The sequence below is a fragment of the Niastella populi genome, assembly GCF_002078015.1.
Classification (GTDB): Bacteria; Bacteroidota; Bacteroidia; order Chitinophagales; family Chitinophagaceae; genus Niastella; species Niastella populi.
Window position 1 is genome coordinate 15,541 of sequence record NZ_LWBP01000214.1, and the last position, 19,107, is coordinate 34,647.

The following is a 19,107-nucleotide window of genomic DNA, read 5'->3' on the forward strand; positions in this document are numbered from 1 at the left end:
GCCATTTCGAATGTCAGGAGGCTGCGTTATGCGTTTTGCGTTAAGCGTTTAGCCTTCGTCCTAATTGCATTTTAATGTTTTACTGGCAATGTATTTGCTACTTTTGGTGCCAAGCTGGCTGCGCTTCGATAAAGCAAGGCAATAGTCAGGGTCAAAATGGCGTTGACGGAGCAGCTAATTAAATTTTCCAGACCTGTGAAGTATCTGATTATCATTATATCCGTCCTGCTTACGCATGCTTTTCCGGCTGCGGCGCATTATCCGTTCAACCCTGCGGGGCCGGCGGGTGACACTGCTGTTTACCCGGTAAACGGTCCCGAATTCCTTGACCATATTGTGGCCGGGGCCAATGAAGACGATGACCTTACGCAGGACAAAAAGAAAAAAGGCTCCAAAAGCACTACCGCCTCCGGCACCAAATCGAAAAGAGTAACCAGTCCCACCCAGAAGCTGGCAGCCCTCACTCCCGATGAGGAGAACATGATCAAGGACCTTTCACACAAAAAAAGCACAAAAGCCATAGGGATAGAATATAGTGCGCCTTTACAGTTCAAATATGCCATTTTGCTCGATATGCCGGTAGAGACGATCAATGACGGCAAGTTGCTGGAACTGATCGAAAGCTGGTATGGCACCAAATACAAATATGGTGGTGAAACCAGGCAGGGAGTCGATTGCAGTGGCTTTTCCAAAGCGTTCATGAGCTCCTACTATAATATCACGCTTACAAGAAATTCGGCCGACCAGTACAAGCAATGCTCAACGAAGGTTAAAAAGAAAAAATTAAAGCAGGGCGATCTGGTTTTCTTCAAAACCCGCGGCTCAAAAGGCGGTATTACCCATGTGGGCGTTTATCTCTGCAATAATAAGTTTGTGCATGCCGCTACCAGCAGTGGGGTAATGATCAGCGACCTCGATGAGGATTATTACAAGACCAGGTTTTATGGGGCGGGGAGAGTTAAATAGTTCACAGTTCATAGTTCACAGTTCACAGCTCATAGTTCACAGTTCATAGTTCATAGTCCTTATGTTCGGGACTTAAATGTTATTACAGCCTCGCTTTTTGCCTGCGGCCATAAACGAGAAAAACCTGTTACGGGTAACAGGTTTTTGTTCGAGTTTTTCAGTTATTGAGTTATGGAAAGTTTAAATAAAATCAGGCCTTACAGGGTGAATGAATTCACGCGGGCATCGGATCTATATTACAAATTACACTTTAATATTTCACGTTTCAGGACAGCATTTCAACGGTGAGTTATTATGCAGCTACTGAGAGCGTGATCACCGTTCCTTCGTGCTTTTGGTTATAAATATTGATAGTGCCGCCCATACTGCGGGCTGCGGCCAGCACTTCAGAAAAACCATGGGCTACGGTGCTGTAAAAATTGGCTCCATTATTCTTTACGCGAACCTCAACGCCGGTGGTATGTTTCACGGCTTCTATTCTGATGCAAACGGCATTTGAACTGGAGATGGCGTTGTTCAACAGGTTGCCTACGATAAAGGCCAGTACCTGTTCATCGGTATGCAGCTGAAATGAATCGTCTACATCGTTAATGATAAAACTTTTTTTGGCAACGGCCAGCGGGCAAAAACTCTGCATGAGCCGGCTTACAAGTTTGTGAAGTGATACAGGAGTTGGATTACTGTGTGTGCTGACTACCGGCGCGGGGTTGAGTGTGGATGACAAGCTTTTCATAAATGGACTATTAAATGATGAACGAAAAAGGAATTGAGAACAGTGTTCAAAGGGATACGAACTAAAAACGGAGTTGACGCTACGGACCTTATGCTTTCAAAGGGTATTTTCTGTTTTCATCTGGTACTTCTCAGGATCGTCTGCATTGCTTGCTGTAATGCTGAAACAAAGTAACGATGCTAAACATGCTTCAGCATCAACAGAGATCTTGTTATCATAAAAAATATACTAAAGCATAAATAGCCACTAAATGTTTTCCTGTAAAAACCAACTGTTTTTAAACGTAAGCGGTTACAACAATCGATTGCGTTAAATGAGTTTTTTACACTTATTTGGGTGTAATTGACGTTTATTGTTAAAGCTTTGTGAATGAGTGCGGGTTACAGGGAGAAAATCATCGCGTTGCTAAAAAAGTTTTGCGAATGAGTGTTAGCTGAAAGTTGACAAAGTTGATAGGGTTATCGGGTTTATACTAAATGGCAGAGCTTGCATATTATTCAGCTTATGCCGGCCGAAGGCGCTTCCTGACCGACTCGAGTACCGGCAATACATCGGGCGAAATTTTCAAAAACAATACACCTGCTGCAAACAATGCAATGAACGCTGTACTGCGCAGAACGATCCAGCCAAAGCCCAGAAAACTGTTGAAAGCAAAATAGCAAATGCCAAAACATACAATTGCCAGCAGCAAAGCATACACCGATTTTACCGTAAACGGCTGCATTTTGAATTTACGCAACAGGAAAAAGTACCGGATGCCATTGTAAACTATTATGGCAAATAAGTTGGCAATGGCGGGCCCTATTACTCCAAGATATACGGTAAGAAAATAATTCAGGGGCAGTGTAAGCGCCAGCAAAATAATACCGCTTACAAAATCCACTTTCCAGTAAATGCTGGTTCCAATAATCTGTGAATTTACGCCGGTGCCCATGTCAACGATCTTTGTGATGCCAATGTACAGGAAAATGATACGTGCATCGAGATAGCCGGGTTTTAAATGAAACGTGAGCACACCGTCGGTAAAGTTCAGCAGGATCAGTGCAAACATGGCAAGCGCAAATAATAACTGGTTAATGCTGCTGCGCTGGTAAATACGATTGATTTTGTCGTAATCTTTGTCTTTCCATGCCTGCGACAGCGGCGGAATGGTAGTCGAAACAATGGCCCTTTGGGGGGCATTCACCAGGCTCGACATGTTTTGCGCCAATGTATACAAACCCACGTTTGCCATACCGCTGGCTACTACGGCCCCAATTACCAGCGTATCGAACACTTGTGCAAGATTGAATACCAGTGAGCCGCCCCAGATAAACAGCGCTACACTGGCTATTTTTTTAAAGAATTTTTTAGTAACCCGGCTTATTGAAAAAGTAATGTGCAATTGACGGGTTGCCATTAAATAGATCAGCAATGCAAGTGCAATGGCAATATAGGTGAACGCATACAGTTTGATGAAGAGGTTAAAATCTTTAATAACCTTCAGGAAAAAAAGAACAATAAGAATAGTGGCTAACAGCCGGAATAATATTTCCTTCAGGAAATTGGTGAGCACCGATTTGCGCAACTGCCAGGCGAATGCTTCCAGAATGGAATAAATGGAAAGGCCGAATCCAAACGGAAACAGCCAGTAATAATAGTAGATGAGCTCGGGCGAATTGGCACTATACTTTCTGATGACAAAATCTTTGAACACGAAACCAATGATCATCACAAAAGCGAACATGCAAATGCTGACTACCAGCGCCAGCGTGATCATGTCGTTTTTCTTTGGGGGCAGATTATCGTTATAGTAAGGATAGAATTTATAGATATAAAATGTTAAGCCTACATTCGAAACGGAGAACATCAGGTTGGCGAAAGCCACAAATGCACCCTGCACCAGTCCGTATTCCGCCTCGGCAAATCCTCTTGCATACAGGTAAGTATTCAGCAGGCCCACCGCAAATCCTATATACACCAAAATGGAAGAAATAATACTTTGCCTTCTTATACTCATTTTTGATACTTAGGTTTTAGCTCACTACTAATTGCAGCCTGCACGTTTAATGCTTAACGCTGAAGGCTTAACGCTTAACGCACCCCCGCAATGGACGCTTCCCGAATAAACTCAGCGTACTCAAAGTCAGGGTAAGCCTTCAGCCTTTAGGGTTCTGCGTTCAGCTTTCGGCGTTCCGCATTTAGCCTTCTTTCAGCTTTTTAGTGGTGATATAAAAATTCTTATCCACGCTGAAGCTGCCCGTATTGCTGTTGCCCGAAATTATGGTCCAGTCTTCCTGCGCCCTGATCCATTTCTCCTCATTGCCCAGTTTTACTTTTACCGGCATCCCAAACCCTTTTACACAATTGGTGAAACGGAACCGCAGGTCTTTTCCTTTCAGACTGTATTCCAGTACCGGTATCTGTGTGGTGCGAAGGTATTGATCAAAAACCTTTGAAAGATCGATGCCCGCCTGGCGGCTAATATATTTTTCCACTTCTTTTGAGGTAACTGTCTGGTGGTAGAAAGTTTTGTTCAGTCCGCGTAAGATATTGCGGAAGACAGAATCGTTGTTGATGATCTGCCTTACGAGGTGCAACAGGTTGCCGCCTTTGGGGTACATATCGCCGCTGCCTTCCTGGTTCACCCCATACGCACCGATGATAGGAATATCGTTCTTTATACCGCTACGGGTGCCAATGCAATAGGCATTACCGGCTTCAACGCCATATTCGCAGGTAGTGAACAGGGTTTCCGAATAGTTGGTAAAGCCTTCATGCACCCACATATCGGCAATATCGTTCGTTGTGATGTTGTTGGCAAACCATTCGTGCCCGCTTTCATGCACAATAATAAAATCCCATTTGTTGCCCCAGCCGGTTTCCGACAGATCGCGGCCCAGGTAACCGTTCTGAAAACCGTTGCCGTAAGCTACCGCGCTCTGGTGCTCCATGCCGAGGTGCGGCGCTTCAACCAGTTTGTAGCCGTCTTCATAAAAAGGGTAGGGACCGAACCAGTATTCAAAACACTTCAGCATGGGCGCTACCTGGGTAAATTGCTTTTTGGCTTTTTCAAGGTCGTAATCGAGCACCCAGTAATCGCAATCGAGTTTGCCATTTTCGCCCGCATAGTCTTCATGCCATGTTACGTATTTGCCAATGTAAGGGACGATATTGTAATTATTGATAGGGTTCTTTACTTCCCAGGTATAGGTGGCAGTGCCGTTGTTATTGGCGGTTTTATGCTGAAGCCGGCCATTGCCAACGGCAACAAGTGAATCGGGAACGGTGATGCTCAGGCTGGCGCCGTTATCGGGCTCATCGCTCTGGTGATCTTTACAGGGATACCAAACGCTGGCGCCCAGCCCCTGGCAGGCTACGCTCATCCAGGGGCGGCCCTGTTTGTCCTTACTCCAGATCCAGCCGCCATCCCAGGGGGCGCGAACGGCCTCCCGCGGTTTGCCATGGTAATTTACTTCAAGGGTTTGTATACTTTTAACGGGCAGCGAAGGCATGGTAACGAACCAGGCATTTCCATCCCGCTGAAAGGCGAGTTGTTGGCTACTGCCGGATTGTGCCGCCAGCGAAACCGCGGTTATGACCAAAGGCTCCTGCAGATCGATCTGCAGTTTATCGCCTGCTTTCAGAATGGAGATGGTAATGCGGGTGGTTCCCTGAATTGATTTTTCCCTGTAATCAGGTGTCACCTGAACATCGTACCGCAATACGTTCCACCAGGCCCGTTCAGGCGTAATGGTTCCCCGCAGGGTATCCTGGTGTGTAAACTGTTTTTTACTGCTTAACGGTTGTGCAGCGCAGGAAGACGCCACGAAAATGAGAAATGAGAAATGAAAAATAAGAAATGAAAAAGTCTGGGATATGCGGCGATCTTTTACTTTAATCACTCTGATAAATTTTAAATTTAGCAAAACTTGTCCCGATATTTGTCGGGATCGGCAAATCCAGACAAATGGGGGCTCTGAAAATTGCCCGCCATCTGGCTGTTACGGCCTCCGCGGTTTATACGGTAGGGCATTACTAATTTGCACATTATGAATGGTAAAGTTATATTTTTTGCGGTCTTTTCCGGCGCTATTTTGTTCAGTGCCTGCGGCAGCCGTACAAACGGTAATAAGCAGGTGTTCCACTATAATGAAACTACAGGAATTGCCACCCTCGACCCGGCTTTTGCCAAGAACCAGAGCATCATCTGGGCGGTGCATCAGTTGTACAATACGCTGGTAGAAACCAACGACGCCCTGCAGATCGTTCCTTCCCTCGCATACAGCTGGGATGTATCGGCCGACCGAAAAGTATATACGTTCCATTTGCGGCCCGGGGTGTTTTTTCACGATAACGATGCTTTTCCCCAGGGTAAGGGCCGCCGCCTCACGGCCTTTGACGTGGAATACAGCTTTAACCGCATCATCGACCCGGCCACGGCCAGCAGCGGCGCCTGGATCTTCAATGACCGCGTGAACGATGACCATGGTTTTAAGGCATTGGACGATTCTACCTTTCAATTGACGTTAAAAGTGCCTTTTGCGCCCATTTTAGGGCTGCTGAGCATGCAATATTGCTCTATAGTGCCCAAAGAAGTGATCGCAAAGTACGGGGCCGATTTTCGCAGCCACCCCTGCGGAACGGGGCCCTTTCAATTCAGGGCCTGGGAAGAAGGGCAGGCAATGATACTGCAGAAAAACGAGCACTATTTCGAGCGCGACAGCGTGGGTAAGCCCCTGCCGTATCTCGATGGGCTCAAGATCACCTTTTACGACAGCAAGGCCACGGAATTCCTGTTGTTCCAGCAGGGTAAACTCGATTTCATAAACGATATCGACCCTTCTTTCAAGGATGAGATCCTTACCAAAAAAGGCGAGTTGCGGAAAGACTGGCAGGGTAAGATCATTTTATCGAAACACAGTTATCTCAATACCGAATACCTTGGCATATTGATGGAAAAAGATAACCCGTTGGTGGTCAATTCGCCCCTGCGCATAAAACAGGTAAGACAGGCCATCAACCACGGGTTCGACCGCCGCAAGATGATCATGTACCTGTACAATTCGAAAGGCATGCCGGCTGAAAGCGGGTTTATTCCGGCCGGGTTGCCTTCCTTCGATTCAGGTGTTGTAAAGGGATATAAGTATGACCCGGCCAAAGCACGGGAGTTATTGCGGCTGGCCGGTTTTCCCGATGGCGAAGGATTACCTGAAATAAAACTGCTTACCATTCCCATTTACAGTGATATAGCCAGTTTTATTGCCCGCCAGCTCGAAGAGGTGGGAATAAAGCTACAGGTGGAAGTGATACCGAAAAGTTTGTTGCTTGAGCATACCGCTAAGTCGGAAGCATTGTTTTTCAGGGGAAGCTGGATAGCCGATTTTCCGGAAGCGGAAAACTACCTGAGCGTGTTCTACGGCGATAATCCGGCCCCGCCTAATTATACCCGTTACAACAATCCGCAATTCGATGCCCTGTACAACCAGGCAATGGTAACCGAAAACGACAGCGTGCGGTATAAATTATATCAGCAAATGGACCAGATGGTGATCGACGATGCGCCGGTTGTACCACTGTGGTACGATGAGGTGATTCGTTTAGTACAACCGAATGTACAGGGATTCCATCCTAACGGACTTAATTTGCTCGAATTGAGGCGAACGTATTTTAAGTAAAAGTTTGTGGTTTGTGGTTTGTTGTTGCTTCGCGCCAGGGCACTCAAAACAAATTTCAAACATCCTCTGCCGCATTCGACCGGTTAAAATGTAGTCATGAGTTTCGAATTAAAGAACCATAAACAACAAACCATAAACCACAAACTGTATAATTTAATGTTTCAGTTTGTCTTTAAAGACTTTCTTAAACTTTTCAACTTTCGGCCTGATCACTATATTACAATATGGTTGTGAGCCGTTCTGATTGTAATAATCCTGGTGATAGTTTTCAGCCACATAGAATTTTGAGAAAGGAGATATCTCCGTTACTATGGGGTTGTTAAAGGCGCCGCTTTTATCGAGTTCCCCCTTATATTTTTCGGCTTTTTCTTTTTGCTCGTTATTGTGGTAAAAGACCACGCTGCGGTATTGCGGGCCTACATCATTGCCCTGGCGGTTGAGTGTGGTAGGGTCATGTGTTTGCCAGAATACTTCCAGTAACTCATCAAAGGTGATCTTTTTGGGATCGTACACTACCTGTATCACTTCGGCATGACCTGTTGTGCCGGTACATACTTCTTTATAGGAAGGATTGTTTACATGCCCGCCGCTATAACCCGACGTAGCTGAATACACCCCATCCAGTTGCTGAAAGATGGCCTCGGTACACCAGAAACAACCGGTACCAAAGGTAGCGGTATCGGTAGGGGTGTTTACAGAACCATTTGTGTTTGTTGTCATATCCTTATTTATATTCTTTTTAGCATTTTGTTTTTGTGCGCAGGAGAAAAGGGTAGCCATTGTCACCAGCACACCGGTAAATACCAGCTTCACTCCATGTTGTTTTAACAGATGTATCATTGTATTGTTTTTAAAAGAACACACTATATACGCCGGGTGTGCTGCGCGGGATGTTAACGATTAGCTAATTTGATAATTAGCTGATGTGCTAATTGAATGCAATTTAGTGAATGCTTAGGCGTAAGCAATGGTTATGCGGGGGCAACGCTGATGCCTGAAAATAAGAAACTGCATTCGCCGGGCGAACGCAGTTTAAACTATACCTGGGATATTCAAAATTAATTAGCTAATCTGTCCATGCGATAATGTGCTAATGAAATACGGGAATACAATTAGCGAATTAGCAAATTAGCTAATTGGCTTTTACCTTCTCCTACGACGAACCGTTGTGGTAGTGCGTGTATATTTTCTGCCATGCCGGCCCTGAACGGTAGTTGTTTTGCGGGTAACGCGGTAATTGTTAACGGCTACATGATGGCGGGTTCTTACCGTTACCGAGGTTACGCGCATCGGTTTGTAAATGCGGGGGGCCACTACCACCCGGCGGGTGGTAACTACTGCATAATGCGGGCGATAGCGGAAGCGCAGCGGGCGGTAAACGGTATAGGGCATCGGGCGCCAGGGACGGTACCAAACCGGGCGGGCGCGCCAGGTGAAAGGTGAAACCCAAACTACGTAGGCTGGCGCATATACATAACGAACGCAGGGCCAGCCCCAAACGTTTACCACGATCCCATTTACGGCGAATTCGGCATCCGGCCCGGCGCCAGCGCTGAACCTGTTTACATTGTACGCATTACCCTGGTTATCCTCAGGTTCTACAATGATCTCTTCGCCAAAAATATCTTCATCACCTGCAATATCGATAACGGCGTTTTCAGAGCCGGTTTTTTCCAGTTCAATAACGGCAATATCCTGGCTTTCATTCTCTGACACCAACGCCTGCAAAACAAAGATCTGCACATCGTTCTCGCGTTTGCTTACCACTTTAATATAGTCGGTATGGCCGTCTTCGTTGAGGTCGAGGTTATTTACTTTACTATCTTCTGTATTGAGCAGTTTTTCAAACTCTTCCGGCGAACCTGCTTTTTTGAACAGGTCGAGGGCGCCCTGCAGGCTGAAATTATCGCCGGGTAAAGCGGCAGAGTCGGGGGTCTGGTGCTGGGCCTGTACTTTTAAAGTACTGATGGTTAAAAGCATAAGCACTCCGGGTAAAAGATACTTCATACTGATTCAATTGATTTGTTTTTTCAGACAGGTTAAGGGAAAGAAGGTTTAAAACGGGTAAACAGGTAATTATGATATATCATATTTCGTAAATATATTAACTGTTGTTGCCGGCCGGGCACAGTCAATTATTGATTCATCCCCTTTTTCTTCTACCTGATCTTCCGGGTTAGTTTTTATTGCAGGAAACCAACGGCGGGGCTGCAATAAAAAATTGCATTGGCGCGTTCGGATAGCGTTGTTTTATATGAAAAAAGTCGAAAATCTCCTTTTCTGGCCTGTACTGGTATTGATCTTCTGCAGTATCTCAAAGTATGGCGATACACCTACCGATATTCACTGGAACGATACCTTCTATGTAATAAAGAACTCAATTATTACGGGCTGCTTTTTAGCATGGCTGCTTGTGGTAATTATGGTGTTTAAGGTTATCAGGCGGCGGCATCAAACGATACATACAAAGTTTGCGATTGCTTATATGGTGCTTACTATCCTGCTATTCGGTATTTCATGGGCAAGCGGGTTTTTGGGCGGCGGCTCTGCGGCCGGGTATTCAGATAGCCAGCTCGACAAACTGATGTTTTACGACCAGGTGCGGGTGATCACCGCCTCAGGGTTCCTGGTAACCCAGGTTATTTTTCTGGGATATTTTGTTGTTCAGCTATTGAAAAAGCCTGCGCATTACAATATGTGAGGCGCGGAAAATCAACAGGTTGAATTTTATTTTGCGACCCGGGGAAAGGGAGTAACCACAAACAATAAACCACAAACCACAAACTTTCTTTTTACCTTTGCCGGTTCGAGAGGAATTATTATATGAAGTTTTTCCCTGAATCGGCGTTATCACAGCTGGAGTTTGATAAAGTAAAGACATTGCTGGAAGAGCATTGTAAAACGGAGTATGCGAAAAGTAAAGCGCTTGATCTGCGTATTCATACCCGCAAAGAGTTTATTGAACTGGAGTTACAGCAAAGCCACGAATACAAATTACTGATAGAGCACAGCATGTATTTCCCTAACGACCACGTGCTCAATTTATCAAAAGAATTACGGTTACTCGCTATTCCCGGCGGTGTGCTCACTGGTGAACAGTTTATGCAGGTGCGTAAACTGGCGGAGAGCATGCAGAACATTTTCCGCTGGTTCGATAATGACCGGCGGCTGGCATATCCCGCACTGGTAAAAGTGATCGGTGACACTTATTATGAAAAAGTGATCATGGAGCTCATCGATGATGTGTTGCTTGAAAATGGCGAAGTGAAGGACAGTGCATCGGAGGACCTGGCACGTATTCGCGCCACCCTGTACCGGCGCCGTACAGAGTTGCGCCGCATGTTCGATAAGATCGTTCAGAAATTGAGCAAAGCAGGTTACACCGCCGATATCGACGAAGCCTTTCTGAACGGCCGTCGCGTTGTGGCGATCGTAGCAGAGCAAAAGCGCCAGGTAAAAGGTATTTTACATGGCGAAAGCGATACCCGCCGCACTTCGTTCATAGAACCGGAAGAAACGATCGAGCTCAACAACGAGATCTTTTCACTGGAAAATGAAGAGCGCCGCGAAGTATACCGCATTCTGCAGCAACTGACCGCCCGCCTGGCCATGTATGCCCCATTGCTGAAAACCTGGCACGGGATGCTGGGTGAATTTGACTTTATACGGGCAAAGGCCAAACTGGCGCTTGATATGAATGGCGCTTATCCTTTGATCAACGATAAAGCGCATGTGCATCTGGTACAGGCTTATCATCCGTTGTTGTACCTGTACAACCAGAAATCGAAAAAGCCAACCATACCAACCGATCTCACGCTCGATGAAAAACGGCGCATCCTGGTTATTTCCGGCCCCAATGCGGGTGGTAAAACCGTTACCATGAAAACGGTTGGTTTGTTGCAGTTGATGATCCAGAGCGGTTTGCTGGTACCGGCGCACCCCACATCGGTATTTGGTATTTTTAAACAGCTCATGATCCATATCGGCGATACGCAAAGCATCGAGTTTGACCTGAGCACCTACAGTTCGCACTTATTGCACATGAAACATTTTATGGAAAATGCGAATGGGAAATCCCTGTTCTTTATCGATGAGCTGGGCAGCGGCAGCGACCCTCATTTGGGCGGCGCATTTGCCGAGGTGATCATGGAGGAGCTGGGCCATAAACATGCCATGGGCATTGTTACCACGCACTACCTGAACCTTAAAGTGATGGCCAACAAAACGCCGGGTATCATCAATGGGGCCATGCAGTTCGATGAAAGGAACCTGATGCCGCTATATAAGCTTACTATTGGAAAACCGGGTAGCTCGTATACCTTTTCCATTGCCGAGCGCATAGGGCTCGAGGCCAGGTTGATAAACCGCGCCCGCGCCCTTGTAGATGAAGACCATTTCAAGCTCGATAAACTGTTGAACCGCACCGAGCAGGACCTGCGTGAAATTGAAAAGAAGGAAAAAGAACTGGCAAAGCTGATAAAAGAGAATGAGAAACTGCATAAGGAAATGCAGCAGACCATCAACCAGGAACGGCACCGCCAGCAGGTAGAGTTGCTGAAGCATCAGAACCGCATAACCGAAGACCGCATCGCTTACCTGAAAGATATGGAGCGCAAGCTGAAACAGCTGGTGTTCGACTGGAAGAAAGCCGAGGCGCAGGAAGATAAGAAAGAGCTGTTAAAGCAAATGCAGGCCCTGTTGTTCAAACAGCACCAGAAACAGAGTACCGAAAAAGTGAAAAAGAAACTGAACTCAAAATATGATGAAGTAGGCGGTGAAGTGCAGGTGGGCGATAAAGTACTGATGAAAAAGAACCACCAGGTAGGCGAGGTAAAAGAGCTGCGGGGAAAGAAAGCGGTGGTGCAACTGGGGCTTATGCCTATTACCGTATCGGTAGATGACCTGGTTGTGGTAACGGAGAAAGCGGAAGAGTAATTAGCTAATTAGCTAATGTGATAATGTGATAATGTGATAATGGAATACAAATAAAAATAAGCCATGCGTAATTTCATTGTGGGTTTAATGTTGCTTGGGGCGGCGGCCTGCGGTTATCAGCCTGCTAAAGATACCGTAGTGGAAGTACCGGTATCGGACAGCACTGCTCCTGATGAAGACAGTACTTATTTATCTGTAACCATACTGGATAGTACGTTTAAGTTAAAGGTGCAGGACAGGGCCGCCACTGTAAGGGATGCGGCAGGGGTGAATGCATTTATTGCAGCGAACAGGGCCATGATCGATTCAGACCGCATAACGATCCATACCGGCAATGTGCCATTTGAGAAATATAAACCGGTAATTGAGGTAATGTCGAAGCATGGATACAGAAAATTCAGGATGGCGAGGAATTAAGACGAGTTATTAAGTTATTGAGTTATTGAGTTATTGAGTTATTAAGTTATTGAGTTATTGAGTTATTGAGTTATTAGGTTGCTGCCTTGTCAACCCCGACTTCATCGGGGGCAGGCTTTGTTAACCCGTCAACTCGCCATCAGCGTTTCACAAATAATCACAAATATCAATTAAATAGCAAGCCCCGTTTAACCTAACGGGGCTTTACATTTGCAGTGTCTTCTCAAAAAGGAATAGCCCGCCGGCTTTATAAGCTGGAGTGCAGGTAATCTTTTAACTGGCTGATTGTTTCCTGTTGCGACAGGATGGTTTCTTTAACCACATCATTGATGGAAAGAATGCCTGTTACCTGGTTATCGTCGAACACGGGCAGGTAACGAATGTTTTTGTCTGACATTAACTGCATGCAATAGTCAATAGTATCGTTGGGAGTAACCCGCGGCAGATCGGAGCTCATGATCTCCGTTACCTTGGTGTCGGTAGACGATTTTCCAAGAAGAACAACCTTGCGCGAGTAATCACGTTCAGTAACAATGCCCAGGTAGTGGCCATCTTCCAGAACCATCACGGAACCGATATTTTGATCGGCCATGATGCGCAGTGCTTCCAATACGGTGGTATTGGTTGTAACAGTAGTAATATGGCTTCCTTTACGAAGCAGAACATCGGCCACTTTTTTAGTCATACAGCAATGTTTTGGTGAACAATCATTTATCGGAAATTACAAAAAATGGTATGGAAAACCAAGGCTGGACGGGCTTTTTATGGCAAAAGCGGGAATTTTTCTGTTTAAATAACCGCAGCCGGGGGAAATATTGACGAATATCAGATAGGAGATCGTACCGCTTTAAAATAATGCGTTAACCCGGAAAGGCGATAATATCCTGCAAAATGCGTATTCATCCCTGATTTCCAGAATATTGGCAGGCGGGGACAATATTACGGCAGTATGGTGAACCACATGCTGCGGGCTGAATGCGTTTTGAGGACTGACAATAAAAAAGAGGCGGTTTCTTCAAATCTAGAGACTCTTCTTTATTTTATTCAGCCCTGGCTTTTAGCGATATGTTACGCTTGTTGGTTATATCCCGGGCATTGAAATCAACACTATCGTTATCAAAAATGAAAGTAAATTTGTACAGGTTGATGCCGGTGAGGCTATTGTATTCAACATGAAGTTTTTCTTTTACCCAACAACTCCTGAGTGCAACGGGTAAACCAAACAGATGTTCACGGGAGATCACATACCGGTTACCCATTCCCATCGCCAGTTTTTGTTTGCCGCCATCTTCCATGTCAAGAATTAGATAGTGATCTTTACTGCCCTTTTCGAACCGGAAAGCAGTTATCTCAAGGCCATTTTTTTCCAGGCGGAAGGTTTTATTGAGCATACCCGTTGAAAAATTGTTTTCAGGGCTGCTACCGGTGTCAGGCAACCGGATCTGCTTTACCTGCTGCAGTAATTCGGTATAGTGGTTCTCTTCCGGCTTATAGGCTGCTATGGCATTCATTACCAGGTTGTCCATTTCGCCGGCATCAAATCCGCCGCCTGTTGTTACGATAACCACATTTTTGTCTTTCAGCACGAACAACCGCTGCCCGCCTCTTCCCATAGCCTGTATTTCATGTGGGTTCTCACTGTCGAGCCACCAGCCATACCCATACGATTCTGTTTTGTGTACATAATATAAGGGTTGGATCTTTTGTATCCAACTTGCAGGAACAACCTGTTTCCCTTGCCATTTTCCTTCCCGCAATAACAAAGAACCGATCTTAGCCAGATCATAAGGACGCATATAGAGATCGCCCCAGCCATGATTGACGCCTTTTTTGTTTTTGTCCCAGTATGTTGTATTAAACTGAAGTACATCGAACAGGTATTTCCTTGCGAAATCGTGGCAGTTCATTTTCGTGGCCCTTTGCAGGATCTCTGCAAGCAGGTAGAAATTGCCGCTGCAATAAGAAAATTTTTCGCCTGGTTTTGATGAGAAGGGAAGACCGAGCATAAACCCTGCCCAGTCTGCCTGGTCCTGCATATGCTCCAGTTCTTTTTCTCCATTGGCCCAACTGCATTGGAAGCCCGATGCCATATTCACCAGGTCTTTTATGGTCAGGAGTTTGAGCGTGCTGTCTTTTACAGGATGTTCCGGAAAGTAATTGATTACCGTATCATGCTCACTCCCGATAAATCCTTTGTCGATAGCAATGCCGGTCAGGAGCGACACAACACTTTTGGTAACCGACGCCAGATCATGTGCATACTGTTGCCGGTAAGGATAAAAAGCGGCATCGAGCACCACATGGTTGTTCCTGATGATTAAAAGGCTATGGATATTTGTGCCGGCCTGTTGCAGATCCCTGATACCACTTGATAGTGACAGCGAGCTCATTCCCTGTGATTCAGGTGTAGCTATTTTCCAGGGAATTTGCTGACCGTAACAATTCACGACACTAATTAGAAGGAGCAGGTGCAAATGTTTTTTCATTGGTCTGTATTTTTTAAGATTCGCTGAAGCTGCCTGGCGGTTTTGAATCCGCAGCGGGAAGCAATATATTCAATGGTGAAATCAGGGTTATTGAGCATGGTTTTCGCCAGTTCTAGTCTCAATAACGTCAGGTATTCGAGTATGGTAGTACCGGTCTTTTCCTTAAATACCCGGCTCAGGTTTCTCGGGCTCATGGCAACCATTTTCGCCAGGTTGTCAATGGAGTTTTCTTCTGCGAGATGTTCAATAAGATAGTCCTGTACCGTATGTATGTTTGGATTAATATGGTTGCGGTAATCGAGGTAAACACTTTGCTGTGAATGGTGCTGGCTTCTGCGGTGGTACACAACCAGCCCACGGGCTACCTTATGTGTAAACAGGGCGCCCTTCAACTCTTCGAGGATAGCCAGCGAAAGGTCGATGCCGGCGCTGATGCCTGCGCTGGTATATACGTTGTTGCTTTTTTTATACAGAATATCAGTTAGTACTTTTGCTTCCGGGAAAGTTTGCTGAAGCGTTTCTATTCTTCTCCAATGCGTAGTGCACTCGGTGTTTTTCAGCAGGCCCGCATAACCTAAGGCAAAGGCGCCGTTACAAACCGCGCAAATAAAAGTGCCTTCACCGGAACATTGTTTCAGCCAGTTAAAGAATGCATGCTGCGTTTTGAAAGCACTGCTGCTGACATATTGAAAATCCATGCCAGGCACAAACAGATAGTCCCCGTTCAACAGGTTAGCTTCACTGAAGTGGCTGACTTTACCAAACGGAAGCCCTGAGGAACTTACGCTGGTTTCTTCCAAACAATAAAATTCAAGCTCCACTTCGAAGCCATAGTACCTTGCTTCGGTAAATACCTGCACGGGCCCGGCCAGGTCAAGTATTTCAACAAATGGAGGTACTATAAACGCTATTTTCATAAAACAGGCTTGTTACAACAAAAATACCAACGTTTGAGGGGAACTGGCAGACACCGGGGCGTCAGAAACGGACATAATGGGCGCAGGCTGCATAACCGGAAAATAAAAAGGCCCCGGGGCGGGGCCATATAATATCAGTTAGCGGAAAATTCCATTTTCATGTAAGCGTTGAATGTTTACACGTTTCACAGGTAGTCAGATGTATACCGTGTTACTGTGCTGCCATCATCCCGGCCGACCATTGTATGCCGTAAGCGGCTTTACGATACTTCACCTGCAGTTCTACCACTTTCTGTTGCATTTCAAGGGTTTTATTTTCCCTGGCATTGATCAGAAAGAGGGAACTTTCACCCTGCTGTAACTTCAACTCTTCATTACGCAAAAGGAAGTCATAGGCTTTATTCATTTCGCGGGCCGCCTGCAGCTGCCCCTGCAGCTGAATGGCCTCATTGTAATATTTTCTTATTTTATTCTGCAGGTCCCATAATTTATTATCCAGTTCCAGGTTGTTATCCCTGATCTTCAACAATACATTCCTGTATTCGCCCCGGTTCTGGCGCCATAGCAACGGCACTTTTACATTGACACCCAGCTTATAATTATTTTCAAGATAATATGATGACATGCCCTTGAACTGGTAATAGTCTTTGCTAAGCAGATTGGCCTGGAGGGTAACAGCAGGCAGAAAGTTCTGTAATTTAAGTTTGCGTTCGGTTTCCAGTGCGCTGACTTTGTAACGGGTTATCTGCAGCGCCGGGTGCGCGGAAATAGTTTGTGCCAAAAGGGCGCTTGTATCGGGTAACATTATAGGGCCTGTGAACCGGAGGGTATCTGGTATATAGTCATCCGGAAGCAGGTAGGGTTCTTCGCCTGCCGTCCAGAGGTAAGCAGACAATTCCAGCTTTTTCCTGGTCAGCTCGAGCATGGCCTCATTCTGCAACAATCGCATGTTTTGTAACTGGGCCCAGGCTTCAATTGTATCGGCCATGGCGCGGTCGCCGTTCATAAAGGCGATGTTTACAAGGCGCGCCCTTTTTGCTGCAACGTTCACGTTGCCTGAATAGATCTGGTAGGTATACCATGCGCCGGTCCATTCCCAATAAGCGGTGTAAGCATTGAACAACAGGTCGTTGATCGTTGCAAGCCGTTCCTGTTCGCTTTGCCGCAGGTATATTTTTGCCTGTTGAAGCGTGGTGCGCTTCCTGTCGGTCAATAGCCCGTTCAACAGCGGTATTTCCATACCCAGGTAACTGGCCACCCCTCTGGTACGCTCGGGACTTATGTACTGCCCGCTGCTTTTTTCGTACCCACCTTTAATACTAACGCCAATGCCGGTGGGAAGTTTGATCTCAGGGTTGGTGTACCGGTAATAGTTAGTTCCATCGAGCGTTTTTGCAGCAGAAGCCGCATCAATCACCGGGTCGAAAGCGCCCCGGGCGGTCAGCAGGTCTGCTTTCGCCTTTTCGGTAAGCAGATCAGCCTGTTTTGCCACCGGGTGATATTGCTTTACCTGTTGGGCAAACGCTTCAACCGTTAACAGGTATTTATGCTGCGCCCGGCTTTTCAAACAGGCTGCCGGTAATATTATGAGTGACAGGGTGGTGCATAAAAAGCGCCGCACGCCAATGCCGAATGTTGTGTTGATCATTTTTTTTCCTTTTGCCGGGTTTCCTGCAGTTGATAATATTCAGGGGGAAAGCCATTTATATTTCGCCATAGCTCGTAATAAACCGGCACATCTTTCAATAACATGATGCCTTCAGCGCCGGTGCCTATGCGCAACTGCGCCGGCCATTTACTATCCGCCGCATCTTCAACTACCAGCACACGAAACCTGCCATTGGCGCTTACGGAATTTTCAACAGCTATTACCCGACCGCCGAATGTACCGTAACTGCCGCCGGGCCAACCGCTGAACACGATGGCGGGGAAGCCGTCAAAAACGAATCTCACCTTTTGTCCCTGGCTGATCAGCGAGAGGTCCATCGGCTTTACAAAAAGTTCAATTGCATACTGGATCTTATCGGGAACGATCTCCACGATCATATCGCCTTCTTTCAGGAATTCGCCTATACCGGCTTTCCTGGCTTTAATAACCTGGCCGCTTTGGGGAGCCACGATATAATATAATTTGCTGCGGGCATCGTAGTTGGCCAGTTGGTTCTGCAGTTTCGACAGCTCGGCTTCCGAACCGGCGGCGTCGGACAGGGAGGAATACCGGTCGCCCCGCACTTTGGCAATTTTATCGGCATACTCCTGCAGGGAGGCCTGCTGCTCGATGCGCAGGTTGGTAAGCTCCTGGCGGCTTTGTTGCAATTTATTGTCGGCGCTGTTCAATTTTGCAAGGCCATTCTGATAGTTTATTTTCCTTTTTTCCAGCTCTGTGAGGGATATAGCGCCGCTGTCGTACATAATGCGGGCTGCATCGATCTGCCGTTGATATGCCTGCAATTCATTGCTTACCGCTACGAGGTCGGCCTCCTCCGTGCTGATCTTCAATTGCTGTTGGGCAATCTTGTTCTCAATTGATCTCAGCTTCAGTTCGCGTGCCTGTTCAAGGGCCTTTGATTGCATTGAAGTGGCCGATGCTTTGTTCCTGTAGCCGTCAATGCTTTGTTGTTTTGCCGTTATCTGGTCCTTTGTCCGCTGCAATAGTTGCGGATCGAAATACTCTACTTTAACTTCACCCAATTGTAGAAGGGTGTCGCCGGCGTTAACAAAATCGCCTTCCTTCACATGCCATTTGGCAATACTGCCGGCAATAACCGTATTCACCTGTTGCGGACGTTGCTCCTGGCGCAGCGTGGTTACGGTTCCTTTGGCCCTGATGTTCTGCGTCCATGGTAAAAAGAGTACAGCGATCAGTACCAACAGCATACCCCAAAGCCATTTACTGATATGGCTCCTTCGGTTATACAGGTATATCTTTGAAAAGCATCCGGGGCTGTTCGATGTCGCCGTTTTTTCAAAATCTGTGTATAGGTACCGGTCCATAT

15 protein-coding genes are annotated in these 19,107 nt (G+C 46.3%); 5 read left to right on the top strand and 10 right to left on the bottom strand.

The features are described from left to right. Nucleotides 1-195: 195 nt before the first annotated feature. Nucleotides 196-966 (top strand): C40 family peptidase, encoded by a 771-nt coding sequence (locus A4R26_RS27530; protein ID WP_165760434.1) that lies wholly within the window; start codon nucleotides 196-198, stop codon nucleotides 964-966. A 292-nt stretch (nucleotides 967-1,258) separates the two neighbouring features. Here A4R26_RS27530 and A4R26_RS27535 read toward each other — a convergent pair whose 3' ends face one another. The 3 genes from A4R26_RS27535 to A4R26_RS27545 form a co-directional block, all read right to left on the bottom strand. Further along, entirely contained in the window at nucleotides 1,259-1,699 is a 441-nt protein-coding gene (locus A4R26_RS27535) for a sensor histidine kinase (protein ID WP_081169755.1), read from the bottom strand. A 502-nt stretch (nucleotides 1,700-2,201) separates the two neighbouring features. Then, the gene (locus A4R26_RS27540; protein ID WP_081169756.1) at nucleotides 2,202-3,698 is read right to left on the bottom strand and encodes a lipopolysaccharide biosynthesis protein; all 1,497 of its coding nucleotides are present in this window, start codon (nucleotides 3,696-3,698) and stop codon (nucleotides 2,202-2,204) included. Nucleotides 3,699-3,879: 181 nt separating this feature from the next. Continuing rightward, nucleotides 3,880-5,583, bottom strand: coding sequence for a M1 family metallopeptidase (locus tag A4R26_RS27545; RefSeq protein WP_242675035.1), 1,704 nt, complete (start codon nucleotides 5,581-5,583; stop codon nucleotides 3,880-3,882). 147 nt (nucleotides 5,584-5,730) lie between these two features. Here A4R26_RS27545 and A4R26_RS27550 point away from each other — a divergent pair, with 147 nt between their 5' ends. Then, nucleotides 5,731-7,356: an ABC transporter substrate-binding protein gene (locus A4R26_RS27550; RefSeq protein WP_081169757.1), complete on the top strand. Its 1,626-nt coding sequence runs from the start codon at nucleotides 5,731-5,733 to the stop codon at nucleotides 7,354-7,356. A gap of 153 nt (nucleotides 7,357-7,509) precedes the next feature. Here A4R26_RS27550 and msrA read toward each other — a convergent pair whose 3' ends face one another. Together msrA and A4R26_RS27560 are read right to left on the bottom strand one after the other, a co-directional pair. After that, entirely contained in the window at nucleotides 7,510-8,196 is a 687-nt protein-coding gene (msrA, locus tag A4R26_RS27555; protein WP_242675036.1) for a peptide-methionine (S)-S-oxide reductase MsrA, read from the bottom strand. A 303-nt stretch (nucleotides 8,197-8,499) separates the two neighbouring features. After that, nucleotides 8,500-9,363 carry a hypothetical protein gene (locus A4R26_RS27560; RefSeq protein ID WP_081169758.1) on the bottom strand — a complete coding sequence of 288 codons (864 nt, stop codon included), beginning with the start codon at nucleotides 9,361-9,363 and terminating at the stop codon, nucleotides 8,500-8,502. Nucleotides 9,364-9,610: 247 nt separating this feature from the next. On the opposite strand from A4R26_RS27560, the gene A4R26_RS27565 reads away from it, so the two are divergent. The 3 genes from A4R26_RS27565 to A4R26_RS27575 all read left to right on the top strand — a co-directional run bounded on the left by A4R26_RS27565 (nucleotide 9,611) and on the right by A4R26_RS27575 (nucleotide 12,708). Beyond that, complete coding sequence (locus A4R26_RS27565; protein ID WP_133054799.1) at nucleotides 9,611-10,057, top strand: hypothetical protein; 447 nt, start codon at nucleotides 9,611-9,613, stop codon at nucleotides 10,055-10,057. 122 nt (nucleotides 10,058-10,179) lie between these two features. Then, nucleotides 10,180-12,291 carry an endonuclease MutS2 gene (locus tag A4R26_RS27570; RefSeq protein ID WP_081169760.1) on the top strand — a complete coding sequence of 704 codons (2,112 nt, stop codon included), beginning with the start codon at nucleotides 10,180-10,182 and terminating at the stop codon, nucleotides 12,289-12,291. Nucleotides 12,292-12,354: 63 nt separating this feature from the next. Continuing rightward, on the top strand, nucleotides 12,355-12,708 hold the full coding sequence (locus A4R26_RS27575; RefSeq protein WP_081169761.1) for a hypothetical protein: 354 nt from the start codon (nucleotides 12,355-12,357) through the stop codon (nucleotides 12,706-12,708). 247 nt (nucleotides 12,709-12,955) lie between these two features. Here A4R26_RS27575 and A4R26_RS27580 read toward each other — a convergent pair whose 3' ends face one another. From A4R26_RS27580 to A4R26_RS27600, 5 genes are all read right to left on the bottom strand, one after another. After that, a complete protein-coding gene (locus A4R26_RS27580) occupies nucleotides 12,956-13,393 on the bottom strand; it encodes a CBS domain-containing protein (RefSeq protein ID WP_081169762.1) in 438 nt (145 codons plus the stop codon). Nucleotides 13,394-13,748: 355 nt separating this feature from the next. Then, on the bottom strand, nucleotides 13,749-15,194 hold the full coding sequence (locus A4R26_RS27585) for a serine hydrolase domain-containing protein (protein ID WP_081169763.1): 1,446 nt from the start codon (nucleotides 15,192-15,194) through the stop codon (nucleotides 13,749-13,751). Next, nucleotides 15,191-16,111 carry a GlxA family transcriptional regulator gene (locus A4R26_RS27590; RefSeq protein ID WP_081169764.1) on the bottom strand — a complete coding sequence of 307 codons (921 nt, stop codon included), beginning with the start codon at nucleotides 16,109-16,111 and terminating at the stop codon, nucleotides 15,191-15,193. Before A4R26_RS27590 ends, A4R26_RS27585 begins: the two co-directional genes overlap by 4 nt. Before the next feature lie 211 nt (nucleotides 16,112-16,322). After that, complete coding sequence (locus A4R26_RS27595; RefSeq protein WP_081169765.1) at nucleotides 16,323-17,759, bottom strand: TolC family protein; 1,437 nt, start codon at nucleotides 17,757-17,759, stop codon at nucleotides 16,323-16,325. Continuing rightward, nucleotides 17,756-19,105: an HlyD family secretion protein gene (locus tag A4R26_RS27600; RefSeq protein WP_081169766.1), complete on the bottom strand. Its 1,350-nt coding sequence runs from the start codon at nucleotides 19,103-19,105 to the stop codon at nucleotides 17,756-17,758. Before A4R26_RS27600 ends, A4R26_RS27595 begins: the two co-directional genes overlap by 4 nt. Nucleotides 19,106-19,107: the final 2 nt, after the last annotated feature.

What these genes read in the sequence shown, in the direction of transcription:
- A4R26_RS27585 (WP_081169763.1), bottom strand. Translation starts at nt 15,194, where the DNA reads ATGAAAAAACATTTGCACCTGCTCCTTCTAATTAGTGTCGTGAATTGT.
- A4R26_RS27575 (WP_081169761.1), top strand. Translation starts at nt 12,355, where the DNA reads ATGCGTAATTTCATTGTGGGTTTAATGTTGCTTGGGGCGGCGGCCTGC.
- A4R26_RS27590 (WP_081169764.1), bottom strand. Translation starts at nt 16,111, where the DNA reads ATGAAAATAGCGTTTATAGTACCTCCATTTGTTGAAATACTTGACCTG.
- msrA (WP_242675036.1), bottom strand. Translation starts at nt 8,196, where the DNA reads ATGATACATCTGTTAAAACAACATGGAGTGAAGCTGGTATTTACCGGT.
- A4R26_RS27580 (WP_081169762.1), bottom strand. Translation starts at nt 13,393, where the DNA reads ATGACTAAAAAAGTGGCCGATGTTCTGCTTCGTAAAGGAAGCCATATT.
- A4R26_RS27565 (WP_133054799.1), top strand. Translation starts at nt 9,611, where the DNA reads ATGAAAAAAGTCGAAAATCTCCTTTTCTGGCCTGTACTGGTATTGATC.
- A4R26_RS27600 (WP_081169766.1), bottom strand. Translation starts at nt 19,105, where the DNA reads ATGGACCGGTACCTATACACAGATTTTGAAAAAACGGCGACATCGAAC.
- A4R26_RS27535 (WP_081169755.1), bottom strand. Translation starts at nt 1,699, where the DNA reads ATGAAAAGCTTGTCATCCACACTCAACCCCGCGCCGGTAGTCAGCACA.
- A4R26_RS27550 (WP_081169757.1), top strand. Translation starts at nt 5,731, where the DNA reads ATGAATGGTAAAGTTATATTTTTTGCGGTCTTTTCCGGCGCTATTTTG.
- A4R26_RS27595 (WP_081169765.1), bottom strand. Translation starts at nt 17,759, where the DNA reads ATGATCAACACAACATTCGGCATTGGCGTGCGGCGCTTTTTATGCACC.
- A4R26_RS27560 (WP_081169758.1), bottom strand. Translation starts at nt 9,363, where the DNA reads ATGAAGTATCTTTTACCCGGAGTGCTTATGCTTTTAACCATCAGTACT.
- A4R26_RS27540 (WP_081169756.1), bottom strand. Translation starts at nt 3,698, where the DNA reads ATGAGTATAAGAAGGCAAAGTATTATTTCTTCCATTTTGGTGTATATA.
- A4R26_RS27570 (WP_081169760.1), top strand. Translation starts at nt 10,180, where the DNA reads ATGAAGTTTTTCCCTGAATCGGCGTTATCACAGCTGGAGTTTGATAAA.